Origin of the sequence: Plantactinospora sp. CA-290183, from assembly GCF_050936375.1 — a bacterium.
Classification (GTDB): domain Bacteria; phylum Actinomycetota; class Actinomycetes; order Mycobacteriales; family Micromonosporaceae; genus Plantactinospora.
In genome coordinates this window covers 65,306-86,359 of sequence record NZ_JBNJMX010000014.1, presented here as the reverse complement: position 1 = coordinate 86,359, position 21,054 = coordinate 65,306, and the positions used below count along the sequence as shown (strand labels likewise).

Annotated in this window: 20 protein-coding genes; 13 read left to right on the top strand and 7 right to left on the bottom strand. The window is 72.4% G+C overall.

Going from position 1 to position 21,054, the window contains the following annotated elements; genetic code table 11:
• The first annotated feature begins 47 nt into the window (after nucleotides 1-47).
• Entirely contained in the window at nucleotides 48-770 is a 723-nt protein-coding gene (locus tag ACQEUR_RS19305; protein WP_433032935.1) for a hypothetical protein, read from the top strand.
• Between the two features lie 106 nt (nucleotides 771-876).
• On the opposite strand, the gene ACQEUR_RS19300 is transcribed toward ACQEUR_RS19305, so the two are convergent.
• From ACQEUR_RS19300 to ACQEUR_RS19290, 3 genes are all read right to left on the bottom strand, one after another.
• Nucleotides 877-1,881 (bottom strand): sigma-70 family RNA polymerase sigma factor, encoded by a 1,005-nt coding sequence (locus tag ACQEUR_RS19300; protein ID WP_433032932.1) that lies wholly within the window; start codon nucleotides 1,879-1,881, stop codon nucleotides 877-879.
• A gap of 424 nt (nucleotides 1,882-2,305) precedes the next feature.
• Complete coding sequence (gene murQ, locus ACQEUR_RS19295) at nucleotides 2,306-3,244, bottom strand: N-acetylmuramic acid 6-phosphate etherase (protein WP_433032972.1); 939 nt, start codon at nucleotides 3,242-3,244, stop codon at nucleotides 2,306-2,308.
• 192 nt (nucleotides 3,245-3,436) lie between these two features.
• A complete protein-coding gene (locus ACQEUR_RS19290) occupies nucleotides 3,437-4,345 on the bottom strand; it encodes a MurR/RpiR family transcriptional regulator (protein ID WP_433032929.1) in 909 nt (302 codons plus the stop codon).
• Nucleotides 4,346-4,602: 257 nt separating this feature from the next.
• Between ACQEUR_RS19290 and ACQEUR_RS19285 the strand changes: the two genes are divergently transcribed.
• Nucleotides 4,603-5,379 (top strand): SDR family NAD(P)-dependent oxidoreductase, encoded by a 777-nt coding sequence (locus ACQEUR_RS19285; protein WP_433032926.1) that lies wholly within the window; start codon nucleotides 4,603-4,605, stop codon nucleotides 5,377-5,379.
• 27 nt (nucleotides 5,380-5,406) lie between these two features.
• On the opposite strand, the gene ACQEUR_RS19280 is transcribed toward ACQEUR_RS19285, so the two are convergent.
• A complete protein-coding gene (locus tag ACQEUR_RS19280; RefSeq protein WP_433032923.1) occupies nucleotides 5,407-6,156 on the bottom strand; it encodes a dTMP kinase in 750 nt (249 codons plus the stop codon).
• 228 nt (nucleotides 6,157-6,384) lie between these two features.
• Between ACQEUR_RS19280 and ACQEUR_RS19275 the strand changes: the two genes are divergently transcribed.
• Genes ACQEUR_RS19275 through ACQEUR_RS19260 form a run of 4 tightly spaced genes read left to right on the top strand, consistent with a single transcriptional unit; the run spans nucleotide 6,385 to nucleotide 8,172 of the window.
• Complete coding sequence (locus ACQEUR_RS19275) at nucleotides 6,385-6,972, top strand: nucleotidyltransferase family protein (protein ID WP_433032920.1); 588 nt, start codon at nucleotides 6,385-6,387, stop codon at nucleotides 6,970-6,972.
• Nucleotides 6,969-7,244, top strand: a complete 276-nt coding sequence (locus ACQEUR_RS19270) for a hypothetical protein (RefSeq protein WP_433032917.1) — start codon at nucleotides 6,969-6,971, stop codon at nucleotides 7,242-7,244. Before ACQEUR_RS19275 ends, ACQEUR_RS19270 begins: the two co-directional genes overlap by 4 nt.
• A gap of 10 nt (nucleotides 7,245-7,254) precedes the next feature.
• The gene (locus ACQEUR_RS19265; protein ID WP_433032915.1) at nucleotides 7,255-8,022 is read left to right on the top strand and encodes a metallophosphoesterase family protein; all 768 of its coding nucleotides are present in this window, start codon (nucleotides 7,255-7,257) and stop codon (nucleotides 8,020-8,022) included.
• A 3-nt stretch (nucleotides 8,023-8,025) separates the two neighbouring features.
• Nucleotides 8,026-8,172, top strand: a complete 147-nt coding sequence (locus tag ACQEUR_RS19260; RefSeq protein WP_433032912.1) for a GPGG-motif small membrane protein — start codon at nucleotides 8,026-8,028, stop codon at nucleotides 8,170-8,172.
• Nucleotides 8,173-8,426: 254 nt separating this feature from the next.
• Here the strand turns inward: ACQEUR_RS19260 and ACQEUR_RS19255 are convergent, their stop codons facing one another.
• The gene (locus ACQEUR_RS19255; protein WP_433032909.1) at nucleotides 8,427-9,206 is read right to left on the bottom strand and encodes a peptidoglycan DD-metalloendopeptidase family protein; all 780 of its coding nucleotides are present in this window, start codon (nucleotides 9,204-9,206) and stop codon (nucleotides 8,427-8,429) included.
• A gap of 128 nt (nucleotides 9,207-9,334) precedes the next feature.
• On the opposite strand from ACQEUR_RS19255, the gene ACQEUR_RS19250 reads away from it, so the two are divergent.
• From ACQEUR_RS19250 to ACQEUR_RS19225, 6 genes are all read left to right on the top strand, one after another.
• Nucleotides 9,335-10,102, top strand: coding sequence for an HD domain-containing protein (locus tag ACQEUR_RS19250; protein WP_433032906.1), 768 nt, complete (start codon nucleotides 9,335-9,337; stop codon nucleotides 10,100-10,102).
• A gap of 165 nt (nucleotides 10,103-10,267) precedes the next feature.
• The gene (locus ACQEUR_RS19245; RefSeq protein WP_433032903.1) at nucleotides 10,268-11,611 is read left to right on the top strand and encodes an ABC transporter substrate-binding protein; all 1,344 of its coding nucleotides are present in this window, start codon (nucleotides 10,268-10,270) and stop codon (nucleotides 11,609-11,611) included.
• 104 nt (nucleotides 11,612-11,715) lie between these two features.
• Nucleotides 11,716-12,741: a carbohydrate ABC transporter permease gene (locus ACQEUR_RS19240; RefSeq protein WP_433032969.1), complete on the top strand. Its 1,026-nt coding sequence runs from the start codon at nucleotides 11,716-11,718 to the stop codon at nucleotides 12,739-12,741.
• A gap of 1 nt (nucleotide 12,742) precedes the next feature.
• On the top strand, nucleotides 12,743-13,711 hold the full coding sequence (locus ACQEUR_RS19235) for a carbohydrate ABC transporter permease (RefSeq protein ID WP_433032901.1): 969 nt from the start codon (nucleotides 12,743-12,745) through the stop codon (nucleotides 13,709-13,711).
• 53 nt (nucleotides 13,712-13,764) lie between these two features.
• The gene (locus ACQEUR_RS19230; RefSeq protein ID WP_433032898.1) at nucleotides 13,765-14,790 is read left to right on the top strand and encodes a LacI family DNA-binding transcriptional regulator; all 1,026 of its coding nucleotides are present in this window, start codon (nucleotides 13,765-13,767) and stop codon (nucleotides 14,788-14,790) included.
• Nucleotides 14,791-14,903: 113 nt separating this feature from the next.
• Nucleotides 14,904-16,562: a glycoside hydrolase family 13 protein gene (locus ACQEUR_RS19225; RefSeq protein ID WP_433032895.1), complete on the top strand. Its 1,659-nt coding sequence runs from the start codon at nucleotides 14,904-14,906 to the stop codon at nucleotides 16,560-16,562.
• 18 nt (nucleotides 16,563-16,580) lie between these two features.
• Here ACQEUR_RS19225 and ACQEUR_RS19220 read toward each other — a convergent pair whose 3' ends face one another.
• Nucleotides 16,581-18,065 (bottom strand): MFS transporter, encoded by a 1,485-nt coding sequence (locus ACQEUR_RS19220; RefSeq protein WP_433032966.1) that lies wholly within the window; start codon nucleotides 18,063-18,065, stop codon nucleotides 16,581-16,583.
• A gap of 56 nt (nucleotides 18,066-18,121) precedes the next feature.
• Entirely contained in the window at nucleotides 18,122-18,676 is a 555-nt protein-coding gene (locus ACQEUR_RS19215) for a hypothetical protein (protein ID WP_433032892.1), read from the bottom strand.
• A gap of 222 nt (nucleotides 18,677-18,898) precedes the next feature.
• Here ACQEUR_RS19215 and ACQEUR_RS19210 point away from each other — a divergent pair, with 222 nt between their 5' ends.
• Entirely contained in the window at nucleotides 18,899-20,860 is a 1,962-nt protein-coding gene (locus ACQEUR_RS19210; RefSeq protein ID WP_433032889.1) for an ABC transporter ATP-binding protein, read from the top strand.
• Nucleotides 20,861-21,054: the final 194 nt, after the last annotated feature.

Sequence of the window (21,054 nt, the reverse complement as noted above, 5' to 3'; positions counted from 1 at the left end):
CCGGTGCGGAAGCGATGCCGATCCCGGGGGCGACTAGCCTGCGACAGATGACCGCCCCGGAACCCGGCCGAACCGCCTCCGAGCCCGGCGAACTCGCCGCCGTGGCGCTCGCCCGGCTGGTTCCCCGGCTACCGGCGGCCGCCAGCGGCGACGGGGTGGACGGCGGCGACGGGGTGGACGGCGGCGACGGCGCGGACGGCGGGGTGGACCCGGCGGCACGCCGGCTCTACCAGGCGGTCGCCGGCCGGCTGCGGGCCCTCGGCGAACACCAGGCGCTCGCCGAGCTGGTCCGGGAGCCCCGGAACAACTCGCTGGTGCGGCGGCTGCTGACCACCGCCGCCCGGGAGGATCCGGCGTACGCGGCCGAGCTGGCCCAGGCGGTCGAAGGGCTGGCGGCCGCCCCCTCGGGCGTACCGGAGGACGGGCCGGCGGCGGGGCCGACCGCCTACGGCCCGGGTCCGCGCCGGCCCCGGCGGACCGCGATGGTGATCGCGCTCGGCACGGCGGCGGTGGTCGCCGTGCTCGGCTGCCTGCTCGGCCGGGCACTCCTGGCCGAGTTGGACGACGCGGGCGGTCTCACCGCCGACTCGACGTGTACGGAGTTCCGCCAGGCTCCCGCCGAGGAACGGGTCGCGGCGATCCGGCAGATCGGTCTGGCCAAGGGTGTCTCCGGGGCCGACAACCCGCTGGTGATGTCGGCCGTCGACCAGCTCTGCGACGCCCAGCCGACGGCGAGGCTCGGCGACCTGGTGGCGAGGTTCGACAACTGACCGCTCCGCCGGCACCCGGTGCGGGCGGCCCGGGTCCGGACAGCGGAACGGCCGGCGTCGGTTGGGACGCCGGCCGCTCTCGCCGTCTGGATGGGCTGGGGGGTTGCTAGGCCGCCTGCAGGCCCTCGGCCCGGGCCAGCTCGCGCAGCCGACCCAGTGCCTGGATCTCCAACTGACGGATCCGCTCCCGGGAGAGCGAGAACCGCGACGCGACCTCGGTCAGCGAGTGCTCGCGCCCGTCCTCCAGGCCGTACCGGGCCCGCATGATGCCGGCCGAGCGGTCGTCCAGGTGGTTGAGCAGGCCCTCGATGCGCTGCCGCTCCAGTGCGGTCAGCACGATGTCCTCCGGCGACGGCGCGTCGCTGTCCGCCACCAGGTCGCCGAGGTTGGTGTCCCCGTCGTCGCCGACCGGAGTGTCCAGCGAGACGGTGTCCTGCGACCAGCGGACCAGCTCGTGCACCCGCTCCACCGGCACGCCCAGCGACGCGGCGATCTGCTCCGGCTCCGGGTCGCTGCCGAGCTCGCGGGTGAGCTGGCGGGCCACGTTGCGCATCCGGTTGACATCCTCGACCAGGTGCACCGGCAGCCGTACGGTCCGCTCCTGCTGGGCGATCGCCCGGCTGATGGCCTGCCGGATCCACCAGGTGGCGTACGTGGAGAACTTGTAGCCCCGCTCGTAGTCGAACTTCTCGACCGCCCGGACCAGACCGGTGTTGCCCTCCTGGATCAGGTCGAGCATCGGCATGCCGGACCGGACGTACCGGCGCGCGATCGAGACGACCAGCCGGAGGTTGGCGCGGATGAAGAGGTCCTTGGCCCGCTCGCCCTCGACCACCAGCCGCTCCAGCTCGGCCTGGGTCACGCCCTCGGGAATCTGCTCCTGGCCGAGCAGGTGCTCAGCGTAGAGGCCCGCCTCGATGGCCTTGGAGAGGTCGACCTCCGCGGCGGCGTCGAGCAGCGGTGTGCGGGAGATCTCGTGCAGGTACACGCCGACCAGGTCACGCTCCTCGGCGACCTCGTCGGTCCGCATCACGATCTTCTTCTCCACGTTCCCCACGGTCCCCTCGTCGTTCCTCCCGGTGGCCCGGGTTGCTGCCGTCCCCACGTTCATCAGCCCTCCCCCGTAACTTCCGCTGTGCCCTGCGGTGCTGACACCTACACAACAGATGAGACGCGTCGGGGATTCCATGTCGTGAGTCGAAAGTGTCACGAATGCCTGAGTAGTTGCTGAAAGCAGGATCGACGTTGGCTGTCAGCCGTCTGCCTCGGGTGATCGGGCGTCGGAGAATCCGCCGGTACCGGGCCTGCGTCGACGCTCGCCCGGGTATCGCACCATCGCGACAGAACGACACACAGCGATCCAGGTCACCTGCTGGCTGCGATTCTCGTCACTCTGCGATACACGTACGGTCCGGCCGGTCGGTTCACCCGCCGAACCAGGATTACCCCGCCACCGGATGAACAATCCGGCCGCCGGATAAAGTCCCGCCCGCCGCACGGCCCCACGCCGCGCCCCGGGGCAGGCCGGGCAGGGGTCAGCCGGCGAGGAGGGCGATCGCGCCGCGCACCTGGTCGGCCGAGCGGTCGAGCGCGGCCCGGGCGTCGGCGACGGCCGCACCGGAGACCAGCGAGACGAGGGCCGCCTTCAGGTCGCCGTCGGCCTCGGTCAGCGCCCGCCGGGAGACCTCCTCGGCGCAGCCGGTCGCCTCCATCAGGATCGAGATCATCCGGCCCCGCAGCTTGGCGTTGGTGGCGACCATGTCGATCATGAGGTTGGAGTAGACCCGCCCGAGCCGGACCATCACCGCGGTGGAGAACGCGTTGAGCACCAGTTTCTGGGCCGTGGCCGCCTTCATCCGGGTCGATCCGGTGACCACCTCGGGACCGGTGTCCACGCCGATGAACACGGTCACCGACCGGGCGGCCTCGGCGTCCGGGTTGGCGCAGAGCAGCACGGTCGCGGCGCCGGCGGCGGCGGCCGTACGCAGCGCACCGAGCACGTACGGGGTCCGTCCGCTCGCCGCCAGCCCGACCACGACGTCGCCGGCCCGTACGCACTCGCGCGCCTCGGCGGAGCCGGCCGTCTCGTCGTCCTCGGCGTCCTCGACCGGCCGCCACACCGCGTCCGGCCCACCGGCGAGGTGGGCGCAGAACCAGTGGCCCGGCGTGTTGAAGGTCGGGCTCAGCTCGGCCGCGTCCAGTACGCCGAGCCGCCCGGAGGTGCCCGCGCCGAAGTAGTGCACCCGGTGTCCGTCGCGCAGTGCCGTCACCGCCAGGTCCACCGCCGCGACGATCTCGTCCAGCACGGTGGCGACGGCCGCCGGCACCCGCCGGTCGTCCTCGTTGATCACCCGCAGCACGTCCCGGGTGGACATCAGGTCCAGGTCGACGCTGTGCGGGTTGCGCCGTTCCGTCGGGGAACTGACCCGTACGACGGTCGGCCCGGTCCGCTCCGCGCTCTCCGGAACGTACATGTGACCCCCGTCACTAGTGCGGTGTCCGTCATCACCCGAGCGGTACGACGACCCCGCGTCCAGATCCGGACGCGGGGTGCTCCGCATCGCCTCGGGCTCGACCCGTCCGGCCGTCATGTCCGCTCCCCGTCGCGTGGACGACCGCCGAGCCGGTCGCTCATGCCGCCGCCCCACGGCGCCCGCCCCGACGGGTCATCCCCGCCTCCGGGTGACCCGGTGCGGCTGGACCGCCTCGGCGGTGACCTCCAGTGCCTTCCTCGCCCGGGCCCGGTTGCGCGCCGCGACACCGACGAAGAGGCAGTCCACCACGGTCAACTGGGCCAGTCGGCTGGCCATCGCGCCGGACCGGTACGTGGTCTCCCGCGCCGCGGTGGTGAGTACGAAGTCCGCGACGTCGGTGATCGGCGAGCGCGGAAAGTTGGTGAGGGCGACGGTGGTGGCCCCGCGCGCCCGGGCCTGCTCCAGCACCTCGACCGCGTCGAGGGTGGTGCCGGTGTGCGAGATCCCCATCGCCACGTCGCCCTTGCCCAGCAGGGCGGCCGAGGTCAACGCGGTGTGCACGTCCGGGAAGTAGAACGCGGTGCGCCCGATGCGGTGCAGCTTCTGCTGGAAGTCGGAGGCGACGAAGCCGCTGGCGCCGGCGCCGTAGATCTCGATCCGGCCCGCACCGTTGATCGCCTCGACGACCTGCTCGCAGACCGCCGGGTCGAGCTGCTCGGCGGTCTCCTCCACCGCGCGCGCGTCGCTGAAGGCGATCGTCGCGATGATCTGCGCCAGGTCGGCGCCGGGCGGGATGTCGCCGCCGACCACCCGGGCGTCCGGCGGCTCCACCCGACGGGCGGCCTCGGCGGCGAGCCGGATGCGCAGCTGGGGGTAGCCGTCCATGCCGACCGAGCGGCAGAACCTGATGACGGTGGCCTCGGAGGTCTCCGCGGCGGTGGCCAGGTCGGTGATGGTCCGGCGCGCGGCGTCCGCGGGATCGGTCACGACGAGCCGCGCCACCCGCTGCTCGGCCGGGGAGAGCGACGGCAACAGGCCGCTGATGTGCACGATCAGCCCGCCTGTTTCGTGACTCGCAGAAATCTTCGCAGTTCTCGCCACGGATGAAACTTACTTTCACGAAGGCGTGAGCGTCAACCGTGACGCGCTACACCTGCGAAAGTACGCCCAACGGGTGGGAATCCGGAGCCGCTTCGGCCAACCGGGCGTGCCATTTCCCGACACCATCGTCCCCCGGCCCGGCCTTTCCAGTATGGACGCCCCGTTCCCCCGCCCGGCGGAGGAGTCCGCGCCGCCCCCGGTGGCGGCAGTCCGCGGCGCCGTGAACCGGTGCGGCCGGGTGGCGATAGCGTGGCGACATGGCGGATCGCACGGTGCTGGTCAGTGGCGGCGCGGGTGGGCTCGGCGGGGCGGTCAGCGCCGCGTTCCTGGCCGCCGGCTGGCGGGTGGTCGTGCCGGTGCGACCGCACCCCGACGGGGCCGCGGCCACCGGCCAGCCGGGCCCCCTCGACGAGCCGGTCGCCCGCCAGCGGCCGGGCGCGAACCGCCCGGCCCCGGCCGGCGGTGCCGGCGTGCCCCGCGAGGCGCTGCGGTTTCCCGCCGACCTCACCGACCCGGAGCAGGTGGCCCGGGCGGTCGCCGTGGCCACCGCCGAGCCCGGCTCCCCACTGCGGGCCGTGGTCAACCTGGCCGGTGGGTACGCCGCCGGCGGGCGGGTGCACGAGACCCCGGTGACCGAGTTCGAACGGATGTTGAGCGTCAACCTCCGGCCGACGTACCTGGTCACCCAGGCCGCCCTGCCGCACCTGGTCACGGCCGGCGGTGGCGCGGTGGTCTGCGTCTCCTCGCGCGCCGCGCTGGCGCCGTTTCCGGGCGCCGCCGGCTACGTCACCGCCAAGGCGGCGGTGCTCGCCTTCGCCTCGGCCGTCGCGGTCGAGTACCGGCACTCGGGCGTCCGGTGCAACACCGTCGTGCCGAGCGTCATCGACACCCCCGCCAACCGGGCGGCGCAGCCCGGCGCCGACCACTCCCGCTGGGTGGCCCCGGCCGAGATCGCCGGGGTGATCCGCTTTCTGGCCGGCGACGAGTCCGCGCCGACCAGCGGCGCGACGATACCGGTGTACGGGCGGGCCTGACCCGTCGACGGGCCGGTGGGCGGCGGGTCAGGTGCTCCGCTCGGCCGCCGTCCGGTCCGCCGGCTCGGCCGAGCGCCCGGCGCGACCCGGGACCCCGTCGTCCGCGCCGTCCTCCGGGGCCTCCCCCGCCTCCGCCGCGACATCCGGCAGCCACTCCCGCAGGGCCGCCCAGATCGCCCGGGTGACCTCGTCCGGGGAGCGGTTGGCGTCGACGACCACGAAGCCGGGCGACTCCGGCAACGAGGCGTACGCCGCGGCACCGGCGGCCAGGTACTCGATGCTCTCGTGGTCGGTGCCCCGGGCCTCGATCCGCCGGTACGCCTCCCCCGGGTCGACGGCGAGCAGCAGCGTCAGGTCCGAGGGCGGGAAGATCCGGTAGAGCACCCGGGCCAGCCGTTCCCAGCGCGGTCCCCCGCCGTGCGCCCGGATGCTGGCGTACTGGCAGACGGCGTACCGGTCCATCACGGCGACCCGGGAGAGCAGCCGGGACCGGACCAGCGCCCGCGCGATGGCCAGCCAGCGCAGCGCCGACTCGGCGAGGAGCATCCCGTTGCGGCCGAGCAGCCGCTGCGCGTCCCGCCGGCCCAACCGGCGGGCCAGCCGGCCGAACCAGCGCCGGCCGCCGGCGTTCTGCCAGTAGGTCGCCCGCAGCCCCCGCGCGGTCAGCGCGTCCGCCAACCGGTGCCCCTGGGTGGTCTTGCCGGAGCCGTCGATGCCGACCAGGGCCACGGTCCGCAGCCGTCCCCTGCCTTGCCGCTCCTGCAGAGTTGGGGCCACGATCAGCAACGGTACCTGGCGCGCGCACCGTATCCGGGCGGATCGCCCCCGGCCGGGCGGCACCGCCGGGCCCGCTGTCCGCTCTGCCCCCCGCCGTCCGGTCCGGCGCCGGGGCCCGTTCCGGGTCGGGACGACCCGCAAGAGGTGTGAACGAACGAACTGCCGGGTACCGGTAAATCTCCACCCCTACCGACCAGATGCCCAACCCACATCGACCCGGGAGACCTGATGGATCACAGCGGCGACGAGACTCTGCTTGTCACCCTGAAAAGGGTCGCCGCCGTCCTCAAGCAGGCCGAGATTCCCTTCGCTCTCGGCGGCAGCTTCGCCGTCTACGCCCACGGCGGCCACTCCAGCGACCACGACGTCGACTTCCTCATCCGGGAGCAGGATGTCGAGGGGGCCCTGGAGGCGCTCGTCGGGGCGGGCTTCACCGCCGAACGCCCGCCGGAGGACTGGCTGGTCAAGGTGTACGACAACGGCCGGCTGGTGGACCTGATCCACCGCCCGATCGAGACCCCCGTCACCGACGAGACGTTCCGGAACACGGTCGTCCGGCCGGTGGACGCGATCCACATGCCGGTGCTGTCGGCCACCCACCTGATGGTGCACAAGCTGCTGAGCTTCTCGCAGCACTACTGCGACTTCGCCCGAGGGCTGCCGCTCGCCCGTTCCCTGCGCGAGCAGATCGACTGGGAGCGGGTACGCAAGGAGACGGCGCACTCCCCCTACGCCGAGGCCTTCCTCGTGCTGCTGGACCGGCTGGACGTCGTGCCGTACGCCCGGGCCGGAGAGGAGAAGGAGGTGGCGGCATGAACCAACCGGACGCGCGGAGTTCCGGTCCACCGGACGACTACCTGGAGGCGGCGGTCCAACGCCTGCTGACCGAGCACACCGAGGTCGCCGAACAGGGCATCACCGTGGCCCGTCGCGAGCACTCGCTGGTGCTCTGCGGTGAGGTGGAGAGCGCCCAGCGCCGGGAGGAGATCCTCCGGCTGGTCATGGAACATTTTCCCCAGGTGCCGGTGATGGTCGACATAGGACTGATCCGGACCCAGGCACCGACCGAGGTGGAGGAGCTGCGGTGAGGGAGGCGACATGGTGATCCGGATCGCGGCGGTCGGCGACGTGCACCTGGACCAGGACGTGGTCGGCCGGTTCCGGCCCGCCCTGGAGGAGTTGCCGGACACCGCCGACGTACTGCTGCTGGCCGGCGATCTGACCCGGCACGGCACCGAGTCCGAGGCGCGGTGCGTGGCTACCGAGTTCGGCAACCTCGGGGTGCCGGTGGTGGCCGTGCTCGGCAACCACGACCATCACTGCAACGAGGTGCCGCAGGTGATCCGGGTGCTGGAGGGCGCCGGCATCCTGGTGCTGGAGGGCACGAACGTGGTGCTGGACCTGCCCGGCGGCCGGCTCGGCATCGCCGGCGCGAAGGGCTTCGGCGGCGGCTTCGCCGGCCGGTGCGCCAGCGCCTTCGGCGAACCGGAGATGAAGGCCTTCGTGCAGACCACCAGCGACAGCGCCGAGCAGCTCGGCGAGGCGCTGCGGGAGATGGACTGCGACCTGCGGGTCGCCCTGACGCACTACGCACCGGTGCCGGACACCCTGGCCGGCGAGCCGCCGGAGATCTACCCGTTCCTCGGGTCGTACCTGCTCGGCCAGGCGATCGACTCGGCGCCGACGGAGCTGGCCCTGCACGGGCACGCGCACGCCGGTACGGAGCGCGGCACCACCCCCGGCGGGGTCCGGGTACGCAACGTCGCGCACCCGGTGATCAAGCAGGCGTACAGCGTGTTCCACCTGCACCCGCCCTACGCGGGCGGCGCCAAGGTTTCCCTGACCAGCGGCTCGGGTATTTCCTGAGACATGGACATCATCCTTTACATCCTGGCTGTCGTGCTCGTGATCGCGGGTGTCGTGGCGCTGTTCCGCCGGCAACTCCTCTGGGGCATCGTCCTCATCATCGTCGGGCTGCTGATCGGTCCGTTCGGTGCGAGCGTCTTCAGCGGATGACCGGGCGGTGGTAGCGCACCTCCCGTGCCTGTCCACCGCACAGCTACCGACCGACCGCAGAGCGAACCCCCTGACAACCAACCCCCCGCAAGCCCGCCGGGGTCGTCGAGCCCGGGTCTTCGTCCTCCCGCCAGAGACCCGGGCATGACGGCCCCGGTGTCATGTCCGGGGCCGTCGCGCCGCGCCCGGCCGGGCCGTCCGGCGCCCGCCGGGGGCGGGACCGCCGGACGGCCACCGGCGGGTCGGCGGGGGCTTCAGCAGCGGGGTACCCCGGGGATGAAGCCGTCGTAACCGGTCAGCACGTACGCGTCGGCGATGAACCGCCCCGTACCGATCCGGTCCCAGATGTTGCTCGTGCCGTAGGTGCCGGTCACCGTCGTACCGGTGGTCTGACAGCCGATGGTGACGCCGGCGCCGTCGGCGACCGTCCCGACCGAGGCGTACCCGGTGCCCGGGCCGGAGCGCACGGTGAGCGGGTCACCTGCGGTGTTCACGGTGCCCGAGCCGGCGCCGCCGCCGGGGCAGCCGTTGTCGCTGGTGTAGGTCTTGGTGCCCCAGTAGAGCGCGAGCGCCCCGTTGAACCGCACCTGGACGGCGCTGCCGTTGAGCCGCTGTTCGTAGTGCAGGTGCGGGCCGGTCGAGCCGCCGGTGGTGCCGACGTAACCGATCACCGTGCCGTAGCCGACGCTGCGGCCGACCGCGGTGTTGAAGCTGTTCAGGTGGGCGTAGTAGGTCGTGTAGCCGCCACCGTGGTTGATCCGGACGTACTTGCCGTAGCTGGTGCCGCCGAGGTCGGTGACCACGTCCACGGTGCCGGCGGCGCTGGCCACCACCGGGTCACCCTGGTCGTCGGTCCGGTTGAAGTCGACGGCGTTCTGCGGGCTGTGGTTGGTGCGGGTCTGACCGGACCAGGACTGGCCGCAGGGGAACGGGACCTTGAAGGTGGGGGCGGCGGCGGCCGGCGTGGCCGGGACCACCACCGCGGCGGTCAACAGCAGGCCGGCACCGAGCAGGGCGAGTACGCGGGAACGCATCCAGACCTCCCATGGCGAAAGTTTTCCATGTCTGAATGAATCTTGGCAGGAAACTTCACGCAGCGGAAGGGGTGGCCGGCGGCGTCGTGCGGGGCGGCACGGACGGGCATCCGGTATACCTGGACGCCATGTCCTCGCCCACGTACCTGATGACCATGCCGCTGCACGCCGTCACCGAGGTATACGGCGAGGCCGGCCTGCGGGACCGGTTCCACCTGGAGACGGCGGCGTTCGCCCCGGCGGACCGGGAGCGCCTGGCGGTCGCGCTCGAACTCGCCGCCGCGCTGCACCGTGACGACCGGCGGGTCCGGGAGCCCTACCTGAACCACCTGCTCCGGGTGGCGATCAGGATCATCCGCTACTACCGGGTGACCGACGTCGACGTGATCGTCGCGGCGCTGCTGCACGACGCGGTCGAGGACCACGCGGCCGAACTGGCCGGCCTGCCGGCGGGATCGTCCGGCAGCGCCGCCACCGGGGCGGCCCTGGCCGAGGTGGCACGCCGGTTCAACCCCCGGGTCGCCGGCCTGGTCGGGGCGGTGACCAACCCGGAGTACGAGCCCGGGCGCGACCGGAACGAGCAGTACCGGGCCCACCTGGCGGAGAGCCTGGGCCGGGATCCCTGGGCCCGGGTGATCAAGGTTTTCGACTTCACCGACAACGGCGTCGGGGTGATCCACACCACCGGGGACAAGGTGGAGAGCTCGGCCCGCAAGTACCGGCCGCTGGTGCCGCTCTTCCGCGACCTGGTGACCCGGTCGGACACGCCGCTGGACGCGGCGGCCCGCGCGCACATCCTCGGGCAGCTCGATCTCGCCGAGGAGCGCTTCGCGGCGATCCTGGACGGGCCCGACGACCCCGCGGCGATCTCCGTGGCCCGGTCCCGGCAGGGCTAGGGCCCCGAATTCCCGCAGCGTCCGGTCAACGGGTTTCCGAATCGTTACGGCCTCGTGGCTCTACGGGTCTGGACGACCATGATTGCAAGCGCTTACATGTGGTGACGCCCACGGACCGGCACGGAGCCGCAGGCTACCGACACGCCGGCAAGGAAGGAGGACGGCATGGCAGTCCAGTCCAGACCACGCCAAGCCCTCGTCATCGCCAGTGCGTTGGCCCTGCTGTTCAGCGCCACCGCCTGTTCCGGCGAGAGTGACAGCGGCCTCGACGCGGATTCCCCGGAGTGCGCCCCCTACGCCGACTACCAGGGCAACGACGGCAAGTCGGTCTCCATCTACGCGTCCATCCGCGACGCCGAGGCCGACCTGCTGCGCGAGTCCTGGAAGCAGTTCGAGGACTGCACCGGCATCGAGATCAACTATGAGGGCAGCGGCGAGTTCGAGGCACAGCTCCAGGTGCGGTCGGACGGCGGCAACGCCCCCGACCTCGCGTTCATCCCGCAGCCCGGCCTGCTCGCCCGGTTCGCCACGGCCGGCAAGCTGAAGCCGGCCACGCCCGAGTTCAAGTCGCTCGCCGACGCCAACTACCCGGCCGACTGGCTCAAGTACGCCACCGTCGGCGGGCAGTTCTACGGCACGCCGCTGGGCGCCAACGTCAAGTCCCTGCTCTGGTACTCGCCGAAGGCCTTCGCGGACAAGGGGTACAAGGTCCCGACGACCTGGCAGGACCTGATCACCCTCAGCGACCAGATCGCCGCCACCAACCAGAAGCCCTGGTGCGTCGGGCTGGAGTCCGGTGAGGCGACCGGCTGGCCGGCCACCGACTGGATCGAGGACCTGATGCTGCGTACGCAGCCGCCGGAGGTCTACGACCAGTGGACCACCCACGGCATCCCGTTCAACGACCCCCGGGTGGCCGAGGCGCTGAACATGACGGGCTCGATCCTGAAGAACGAGAAGTACGTCAACGGCGGCTACGGCAACGTGAAGAGCATCACCACCACCTCCTTCCAGGAGGGCGGCCTGCCGATCCTGGAGGGCCAGTGCTCGCTGCACAAGCAGGGCAACTTCTTCGCGAACTACCTGCCGGAGGGCACCAAGATCGGCCCGGACGGCGACATCTACGCGTTCTACTTCCCGCCGATCGACCCGGCCAAGGGCAAGCCGGCGCTGGGCGGCGGTGAGTTCGTGGTCGCCTTCGCCGACCGTCCGGAGGTGCAGGCGGTCCGGACCTACCTGGCCACCGGCGAGTACGCCAACGCGCGGGCCAAGCTCGGCAACTGGATCACGCCGAACAACAAGCTGGACGTCGCCAACGTCAGCCAGGCGGTCGACAAGCTCTCGATGGAGATCCTGCTCGACAAGAGCGCGATCTTCCGGTTCGACGGCTCCGACCTGATGCCCGCCGCGGTCGGCTCCGGCACCCTCTGGAAGGGCATGGTCGACTGGGTCAACGGCAAGGACACCGCGAGCACGGTCAACTTCGTGGAAAACTCCTGGCCCAAGTGACATCAGTCCCGGCGGTCCGGCCCAGCTCGGGCCGGGCCGCCGGTGCCGGTCCGACCTGATTGGAGGCGCTGGTGGAATTCGCCGACGAGACACCCAAACTGGTGATGCTGCTGTACGGCCTGGCCGCCTTCGTGGTCGTGGTCGGCGGCCTGCTGGTGCTGCTCGACGCCGTACCGGCCTGGTTCGCCCGGCGCCGGGAGGCGGCGCTGGTCGCGGCCGTCGGCGGTGCGGGTACGCCCGCGGTGCCGGGCCGACGGCCGGGTACGCGCCGCCGGGAGGGGCTGCTCGGGCTCTTCTTCCTGCTGCCGGCACTGCTGCTGCTCGCCGTCGGACTGGTCGTACCGGCCATCCGGACCACCGTGCTCTCCTTCATGGACGGCGGCAGCCAGAGCTGGGTGGGGCTGGGCAACTACCGCTGGATGTTCGCCCAGGACGAGATCCTCAGCGTCCTCACCAACACCCTGATCTGGGTGGTGCTGGTGCCGCTGCTGGCCACCACGATCGGGCTGGTCTACGCGGTGCTGGTCGACCGGGCCCGGTTCGAGGCGGTCGCCAAGGCACTGATCTTCATGCCGATGGCGATCTCGTTCGTCGGCGCCAGCATCATCTGGAAGTTCGTCTACGCCTACCGCTCCGGCGAGTTCGAGCAGATCGGCCTGCTCAACCAGATCTGGGTGTGGTTCGGCGGCGAGCCCAAACAGTGGCTGAACGACGCGCCACTCAACACGCTGCTGCTGATCGTGATCATGATCTGGATCCAGGCCGGCTTCGCCATGGTGGTGCTCTCGGCGGCGATCAAGGCGATCCCCGCCGACATCGTCGAGGCCGCCCGCCTGGACGGGGTCAACCCGTGGCAGATGTTCTGGCGGGTCACCATGCCGAGCATCCGGCCCGCGCTGATCGTCGTCGTGGTGACCATCTCGATCGCCACGCTCAAGGTCTTCGACATCGTCCGGACCACCACCAACGGCAACTACGACACCGGTGTGATCGCCAACGAGATGTACAACCAGGCGTTCCGGTTCGGCCAGACCGGGCAGGGCTCGGCGCTGGCGGTGTTCCTCTTCGTACTGGTGGTCCCGATCGTGATCTACCAGATCCGCAACCTGCGCAAGCAGCGGGAGGTATGAGATGACGACCACGACTCCCCCGCTGCTCGCCGACCCGACCCTCGGGGCGGACCGGCCGAGGACCGCCGCCGGACGGGTCCGCCGGCGGCTCAACTCGCCGGTCGCCACCGGCGTCTCGATCCTCGTCGCGGTGCTCTGGACGATCCCGACCTTCGGCCTGCTGGTCTCCTCCTTCCGGCCCGAGGACGACATCAAGGCGACCGGCTGGTGGAAGGTCTTCACCGACCCCTCCTTCACCATGCAGAACTACCAGGAGGTGCTCTTCGGCCGCTCCGCGATGTCCGGCCAGCTCGCCAGCCACTTCGTCAACTCGCTGGTGATCACGATTCCGTCGGTGCTCTTCCCGCTGGCCTTCGCCTCGCTGGCCGCGTACGCGCTGGCCTGGATCAACTTCCGCGGTCGCGACTGGATCTACATCGGCATCTTCGCCCTGCAGATCGTGCCGCTGCAGATGGCGCTGGTGCCGCTGCTCAGCTTCTTCTCCGAGGGCGTGACCGTCGGCGGGGTACGGCTGATGCCGGCGTGGGACCTCGTCGACGAGGAGAAGTTCGTCCAGGTCTGGTTCGCGCACACCTGCTTCGCGCTCCCGCTGGCGATCTTCCTGCTGCACAACTTCGTCTCCCAGTTGCCGGGGGACCTGATGGAGGCGGCCCGGGTCGACGGCGCCAGCCATCCGAAGATCTTCCGGAGCATCGTGCTGCCGCTGATCACACCCGCCCTGGCGGCGTTCGCCATCTTCCAGTTCCTTTGGGTCTGGAACGACCTGCTGGTGGCGCTGATCTTCGCGGGTGGCGGCAACGAGACGGCGCCGCTGACCGTACGGCTGGCGGAGCTGGCCGGCACCCGGGGCAACGAGTGGCAACGGCTGACGTCCGGGGCGTTCGTCTCGATCGTCGTACCGCTGATCGTGTTCCTGTCCCTGCAGCGCTATTTCGTGCGCGGCCTGCTCGCCGGGAGCGTCAAGGGCTGAGCCCGACCGCCCGGCGCCACGGCCGCCACGCCCCGGCGGACCAGGATGGCACCGTGACCAGGATCGACGACGTGGCCCGGCTGGCGGGGGTCTCCACCGCCACCGTCTCCCGCGCGCTGCGCGGGCTGCCGACCGTGTCGGAGGCGACCCGGACCCGGGTGCTGCGCGCGGCCGAGCAGCTCCGCTACACCGCGTCGCCCAGCGCGTCGCAACTGGCCGGCGGGAAGACCGCCACCGTCGGGGTGATCGTGCCCCGGCTCACCCCGTGGTTCGTCGGCGCGGTGCTGGAGGCCGCCGAGGAGGTTCTGCACCAGGCCGGGTACGACCTGCTGCTGTACAACATCGGCGGCCGCGAGCAGGCCCGGCAGCGCCTGCTGCACCAGGCCAACCTGCCCAAGCGGGTCGACGCGGTGATGCTGGTCGCCACCCCGATGCGGGCGGCCGACCTCGCGGCCATCGCCAGCCTCGCGCTGCCCGGGGTCACCGTCAGCTCCGGCACGCTGGTACCCGGCTGGCCCAGTGTCCGGATCGACGACGTGGCCGCCGGCCGGCGAGCGGTGGAGCACCTGCTGGGTCTCGGACACCGCCGGATCGCCTGCCTCTGGGGCGATCCCACCGACGAGTACGCGCACCCCGCCCACCCGCAACGGCGGCACGGCTACCAGGAGGCGATGGCCCGCGCCGGCCTGGGCGCCGACCCTCGGCTGGACGTGGCGGCGCGGGCCGACGCCGACGGCGGGCGGCTCGCGGCCGAGGAACTGCTCCGCCGCGGCGAGGTGCCCAGCGCCGTCTTCGCCACCTGCGACGAGATGGCCATGGGCGCGATGGACGGGTTGCGCCGGGCCGGGCTGCGGATGCCGGCGGACGTCAGCGTGATCGGCGTCGACGACCACGACCTGGCGCACGCCGTCGGCCTGAGCACCGTCGCGCAGCCCGCCGCCGAGCAGGGCCACCTCGCCGCCGGTACGCTGCTGGGTCCGCTCGCCGGCCGGCCCCTGGCGGAGCACGAACTCGAACCGGTGATCCTGCCCACCTGGCTCGTCCCGCGTGAATCCACCGGACCGCCCCGGGCAGACTGAACACCGACCGGCCCGGCCGCGACAGGCACGGCGGCAACCGCACCAGCAGCGGACGAGACCAACGGGAGAGCGCCCTGAACGTCCACGACACCACGTACCCGGCCAAGTCCTCCGTGCCCGGCGGGTCCGCCGCCGGGTCGGCGCAATGGTGGCGCGACGCGGTCATCTACCAGATCTATCCCCGCTCGTTCGCCGACTCCGACGGCGACGGGGTCGGTGACCTGCCCGGCATCACCGCCCGGCTCGACCATCTGGCCGAGCTCGGCGTCGACGCGGTCTGGCTCTCCCCGTTCTATCCGTCGCCGCAGGCCGATGCCGGCTACGACGTGGCCGACTACCGGGACGTCGACCCGCTCTTCGGCACGCTGGCCGACGCGGACGCGCTGCTCGGTGCCGCCCGGGCCCGCGACCTGCGGGTCATCGTCGACCTGGTGCCCAACCACACCTCCGCGGCGCATCCGTGGTTCGGCGCGGCACTGGCCGCCGGCCCCGACGGGGAGGCGCGGCGCCGCTACATCTTCCGGGACGGCCGGGGATCGGACGGGAGCGAACCACCGAACGACTGGCAGAGCGTCTTCGGCGGGCCGGCGTGGACCCGGGTGTCCGAACCGGACGGCCGGCCCGGACAGTGGTACCTGCACCTGTTCGACGCCGGCCAGCCGGACCTGAACTGGGACCACCCCGAGGTCCGCGTGGAGTTCCTCGACGTCCTGCGGTTCTGGTTGGACCGGGGTGTGGACGGGTTCCGCGTCGACGTGGCGCACGGCCTGGTCAAGCAGGCGGACCTGGCCGACTGGCACGAGCCGCAGGAGATCCTCTCCGGGCAGGACATCGACCGGCCCCGCCCGCCGATGTGGGACCAGGACGGCGTGCACGAGATCTACCGGGACTGGCGCCGGCTGCTCGACAGCTACCCCGGCGAGCGGGTGCTGGTCGCCGAGGCCTGGGTCGAGCCCGCCGAGCGGCTGGCCGCGTACATCCGGCCGGACGAGATGCACCAGGCGTTCAACTTCGAGTACCTGCTCGCGGCGTGGACCGCACCGGCCCAGTACGCCGTGATCACCCGTTCCCTGGAGGCCACCGAGGCCGTCGACGCCCCCACCACCTGGGTGCTCTCCAACCACGACGTGGTCCGGCACGCGTCCCGGCTCGGGCTGCCGGTCGGCACCCCGCGCCCCAACGGCATCGGCGTCGGCGACCCGCAGCCGGACGCCGCGCTGGGGCTGCGCCGGGCCCGGGCCGCCACCCTGCTGATGCTGTCGCTGCCCGGCTCGGCCTACCTCTACCAGGGCGAGGAGCTGGGCCTGCCGGAGCACACCACGCTGCCGGACGAGTCCCGGCAGGACCCGACCTGGCACCGCAGCGGGCACGCCGAGCGGGGCCGGGACGGCTGCCGGGTGCCGATCCCGTGGGAGGCGGACGCCCCGTCGTACGGCTTCGGCCCCACCGACGCGAGCTGGCTCCCCCAGCCGACGGCATGGGCCGAGTACGCCCTGGACCGGCAGCGCGGGGTCGCCGGCTCGACGTACGAGATGTACCGGACCGCGCTGCGGCTGCGCCGTGAGCTGGGTCTCGGCGCCGGCACGGTGTACTGGCTGGAGAGCCCGGACGACCTGCTCCGGTTCCGCAACGGGACGGTGGAGGTCCTCACCAACTTCGGCACCGCACCGGTCCCGCTGCCCGACGGCGCGGAGCTGCTGCACGCCAGCGCCCCGCTCGACGGCGACGGCCGGGTACCGGCGGACGTCACGGTCTGGCTGCGGGTCGGCTGAGCGCGGCGGCCGGGGCGGTCAGGGCCGCCCCGGCCCCGGCGGCTGGTCCGCCGACCGGGGTGACGCCGCCGCCGGGTCCGGCGCCACCTCCTCGGCCCGCTCGGCGAGCAGCTCGTGCACACCCCGGATGTCGCCCGGGGAGGTACGCGAGGCGAGCCAGTACATGATGCCGGTGGGTATGAAGAAGAGCTGGAAGGCGGCCAGCCCGACGGCGAAGTTCATCGGCGGCGGGAAGGCCGACCGCAGCCCCTGGGCGGCCACCGCGATCAGCCCGTTGCCCGCCGCCCGGCCCACGCCGTTGACCAGGTTGCCGAGGCTGTAGACCGTACCCCGGTGCTCGGGCGGGTTGACATCGGCGATCAGGGCGAACCAGTTCGGCGAATTGGCGGAGGTCAGGCCGAGCGCGACCAGCGCGGTGAGCAGGCTCAGCCCGACCGTCGGCTCGGTCAGCACGCTGCGCAGCACCGCCCCGACCACCGCGCCGGCGCCGGCGCCGTCCGGCACGTCGATGCGGATCGGCACGAAGAACAGCGCCAGGTAGAACGGCACGGCGGCGAGGATGCCGATGGCCGCGACCAGGGCCCGGCCCCGGGGCGTACGGCGTTGTGCCGCGTCGCCGACCAGGCCGCCGACGATGGAGAGCACCCCGCCGAGCTGGAACAGGGTGGCGAAGACGCTGCCGACCTGGATCGCGGTCGCCGGGGAGTACCCCTGCTGCTCGGCGCGCTCCTGAAACAGCACGGGCAGCCAGACCAGGGAGCCGAAGGCCATCTGCGCGGTCAGGCCCTGGAGCACGAGCCACCGGTTGGTCCGCCGGTCCAGGATCGTCGGCAGGTCCGAGCGGCTGATCCGGTAGTCGTAGTCGCCCCCGGCGGCCAGCGCCCCGGCCAGCTCGGGTTCGCTCTGTCCGCGCCGGATGTCGTAGGTGAGCAGGTACGCCAGCGTCGCCACCAGTCCGACGGCGCTGAGCAGCAGGAACGGCCGGCGCCAGTCGTGGGCGCCGAGGATGCCGCCGAGCAGGGTGCCGGCGAGCGTGCCGATCCCCTGGGAGAGGCCCCAGAAGCTCATCACCACGCCCCGGCGGCGCGGCGCGATCAGGTCGGTGACCACCGAGAAGCCGACCGAGCCGACCGCGCCCAGCCCGATCGCGGCCAGCACCTGCGCGCCGAGGAACACCGGGTACGTCGTGGCGAGGCCGCTGCCGGCGGTGCCGGCGGCCCAGAGCACGGTGCCGATCATCAGCAGCGGCTTGCGGTTGGTCCGGTCCCCGAAGTACGCCCAGCCGATCGCGGCGACCGCGCTGACCAGGAAGGTCACCGCGGTCACCGCACCGACCGCCCGCTGCCCGACGCCGAGCACCGGGGCGATCGAGGTGTAGAGCGGCGGCACCAGCCCGATCGCCATGTTGTCCAGGGAGGCGAGGACGACGAAGACCGCCACGCTGTAGAACCGGTGCACCGGTCCACCACCGCGGGCCACCCGCGTACCGCCACCCATCGTCATGTTCGGCACCCAACCAGGATCAGGTCACGGGCCGGTGACGGCGGATCCGACCCGCGTCAGGGGTCGACCTGGGTGCGGAAGATGCGCCACCGGACCTTGAAGATGTCGGCGCCCTCGGCGCAGATGCTCTGCGCCTCGGCGCGCAGCGGCGCCGGGGGCGGTGCCGCGTCGCTGAGTCCGTAGCAGGGGATCGACTCGCCCAGCCGCGTCAGGTCCGCCCGCATCTCGGCGGTCATGGTGGACAGGCCCCCGTAGAGCAGGTCGAAGTGCTCCGGGTTCCGCGCCCGCAGCCGCCGTACGGTGTCGGCCGCGACCCTGTTGGCCGCGGTGATCGCCGCGCCGCAGGCCCGGTCGGTCAGCGGGGTCTTCCGGGTGCACCTGTCCAGATCGGCGCCGGGGTACCTGGCCATCGCGGCGCGGAACGCCTCGCGTTGCTCCCGGGTCAGCGGTGATTCGACGGCTGGCCCCGTGCTCTGGGTGGCCGCCGGGGCGGCCGGTGCGGAGGCGGTCGACGGGCTGGCGGACGACGGGGAGGGCCGCGGGTCGCCCCCGCAGGCGGTGAGCAGTGCCCCGGCGGCGATGGCCGCCAGTACCGGACTGAAGCGTCGCATGGGCCAACGCTAGCGATTCGGCGCCGGGAGGGGTCCCCGCGCGCCGGCCGAACGGGCCGGGCGGGCCGCCTCGGCTTCCGCCCGACCGGGCCGGTCCGAGATGACCCGTCGGTAGACGTTGGACCCTTCCCCACCAGGCTGTAGCGTGCTCGCAACCGTCGGTGACAGCGGCGACGCGGGCCGGCTCTCGGGTCTGCGACCGTGCGACCTCCTGGAGGTGCGGTGGAACCCACGACGACCCACGCCCGGCAACGGAGCGCCGAGCCGGACGTGCCCGCCGCCCCGACCCAGGGTCCCGGTGCGGCGGACGGGACGGACGCCGGGCCGAGCGCGCTGCCCGAGTTGGCGGACGCCGACTGGATGCACCACGCCGCCGCGTTCGCCGAAACCAGTTTCTGGTCGGTGGCCCGCCGGCTGCCGGCGATCATCCGGGAGGCGGTCCTGCTCGCCTGGCGGGTGAGCCGGACCGACACGCTGGCCGCGATCGGCCTCAACATCCTGGCCGGCATAATGATCACCTTTGGTCTGCTGGCCACCAGCACCGTGCTGCGCGAACTCTTCGCCTCCGGCCCCACCCCCGACCGGGTACGGTCGGCGGCGCCCGGGCTGCTGGTGGCCGCGGTGGCGGTGATGGCCAAGGGCGGCCTGACCATCGCCGCCGGTTGGGCGCAGGCCCGGCTGGCCCCACAGATCAACTACCGGGTGGAGCTGCGGCTGTTCGAGGCCACCACCGCGGTCGACCTGGCCGCGTTCGATGACGCCGGGTTCGCCGAGGAGATGGACCGGGCGCGGGACCGGGGGATGCACGAGGCCGCGTCGATCGTCGACGACGCGGTCAACCTGATCACCGGGGTGGTCGGGGTGGCCGCCACCGCCGCCGCGGTCACGGTGATCCAACCCCTGCTGCTGCCGTGCCTGCTGGTCGCCGCGATCCCCTCGGCGGTGACCGCGGTGCGGATCGCCCGCCGGGAGTACATCGCCCTGCTCGGCCGGATCACCCGGCGACGTCGCCTGTGGATGCTCGCCACCCTGATGGCCAACCGGCACACCGCGATCGAGGTGCGCACGTACCAGATGCGCGGGTTCCTGCTCGGCGAGTACCGCCGGGTGATGACGATGGAGACGACCGCACAACTCCGGCTGGTCCGGTCCCAGACCTCGACCCGGGTCGGCGGGAACTCGATCGCGGGGCTCGCCACGTTCGCCGTCTACGCCGTCCTCGGGTGGTTGCTGCTGGCCGGCGTGGTCCCGCTGGCCGCGGCCGCGACCGCGCTGATCGCGCTCCAGGCCGCGCGGACCAGCCTGGGCAACACCATCCACGCGACGAACATGCTGTACGAGGACGCGCTCTACTACCGGGACTTCCTGACCTTCCTCGACCGGGCCGACGCGCGTACCCCGACCGGTGGCGGTGGCACCGCCGACGGCTTCGAGGAGATCCGGCTCGACGAGGTCAGCCTGAACTATCCGGACACCGAGGAACCGGCCGTGGACCGGGTCAGCATGACGGTACGGCGGGGTGAGGTCATCGCCCTGGTCGGTGAGAACGGGTCCGGCAAGACGACCCTGGCGAAACTGCTCGCCGGGCTGTACCGGCCGACCGCCGGGACGATCCGGTGGGACGGTGTCGACGTCGCCACCCTGGACGCCGCCAGTGTCGGGTCGAACGTCGCAGTGCTGAGCCAGGACTGGTGGCGGTTCCCGTTCACCGCACGGCAGAACATCAGGATCGGGCGGTACGACCGGCCCGAGTGCGGCCGGCCCTCCCTGGTGGAGGCGGCGCACGCCGCCCTGGCGCACGAGATGATCGACGCCCTGCCGCGCGGGTACGACACCCTGCTCGACCGGAGCTTCCGGGACGGTCACGACCTGTCCGGCGGGCAGTGGCAGCGGCTCGTCGCGGCCCGTGGCCTCTATCGGGACGGGCGGTTGCTCATCTGCGACGAGCCGTCCGCGTCACTCGACGCCCGCGCCGAACACGCGCTCTTCCAACAACTGCGGCGCCGCCAGGACCGCACCGTCGTCCTCATCACGCACCGGCTGGCGAACGTCCGGCACGCGGACCGGATCTACGTGATGCGGGCGGGGCGGCTGATCGAGGAGGGCGTTCACGAGCAGCTCATGGCCGCTGGCGGGTTGTACCGGGAGTTGTTCGATCTCCAGGCCAGCGGCTACACGGGGTGAGCCCCGGGCCCCTACGCCCGATGGAGGCGGACAGTCCGCGACACACGGTTCAGGGAACCGATGCTCTATCCCCTGCGGTACGAGGGCCCGGTGCTCCAGGCCGGCTGGCAGCAGCCGTCAGCGCGTCCGGCGACAGGCGGTACCAATCCGTCCCGTCGAGGACGTGCAGGTCCGGCCCGCGTCCGACGATCCGC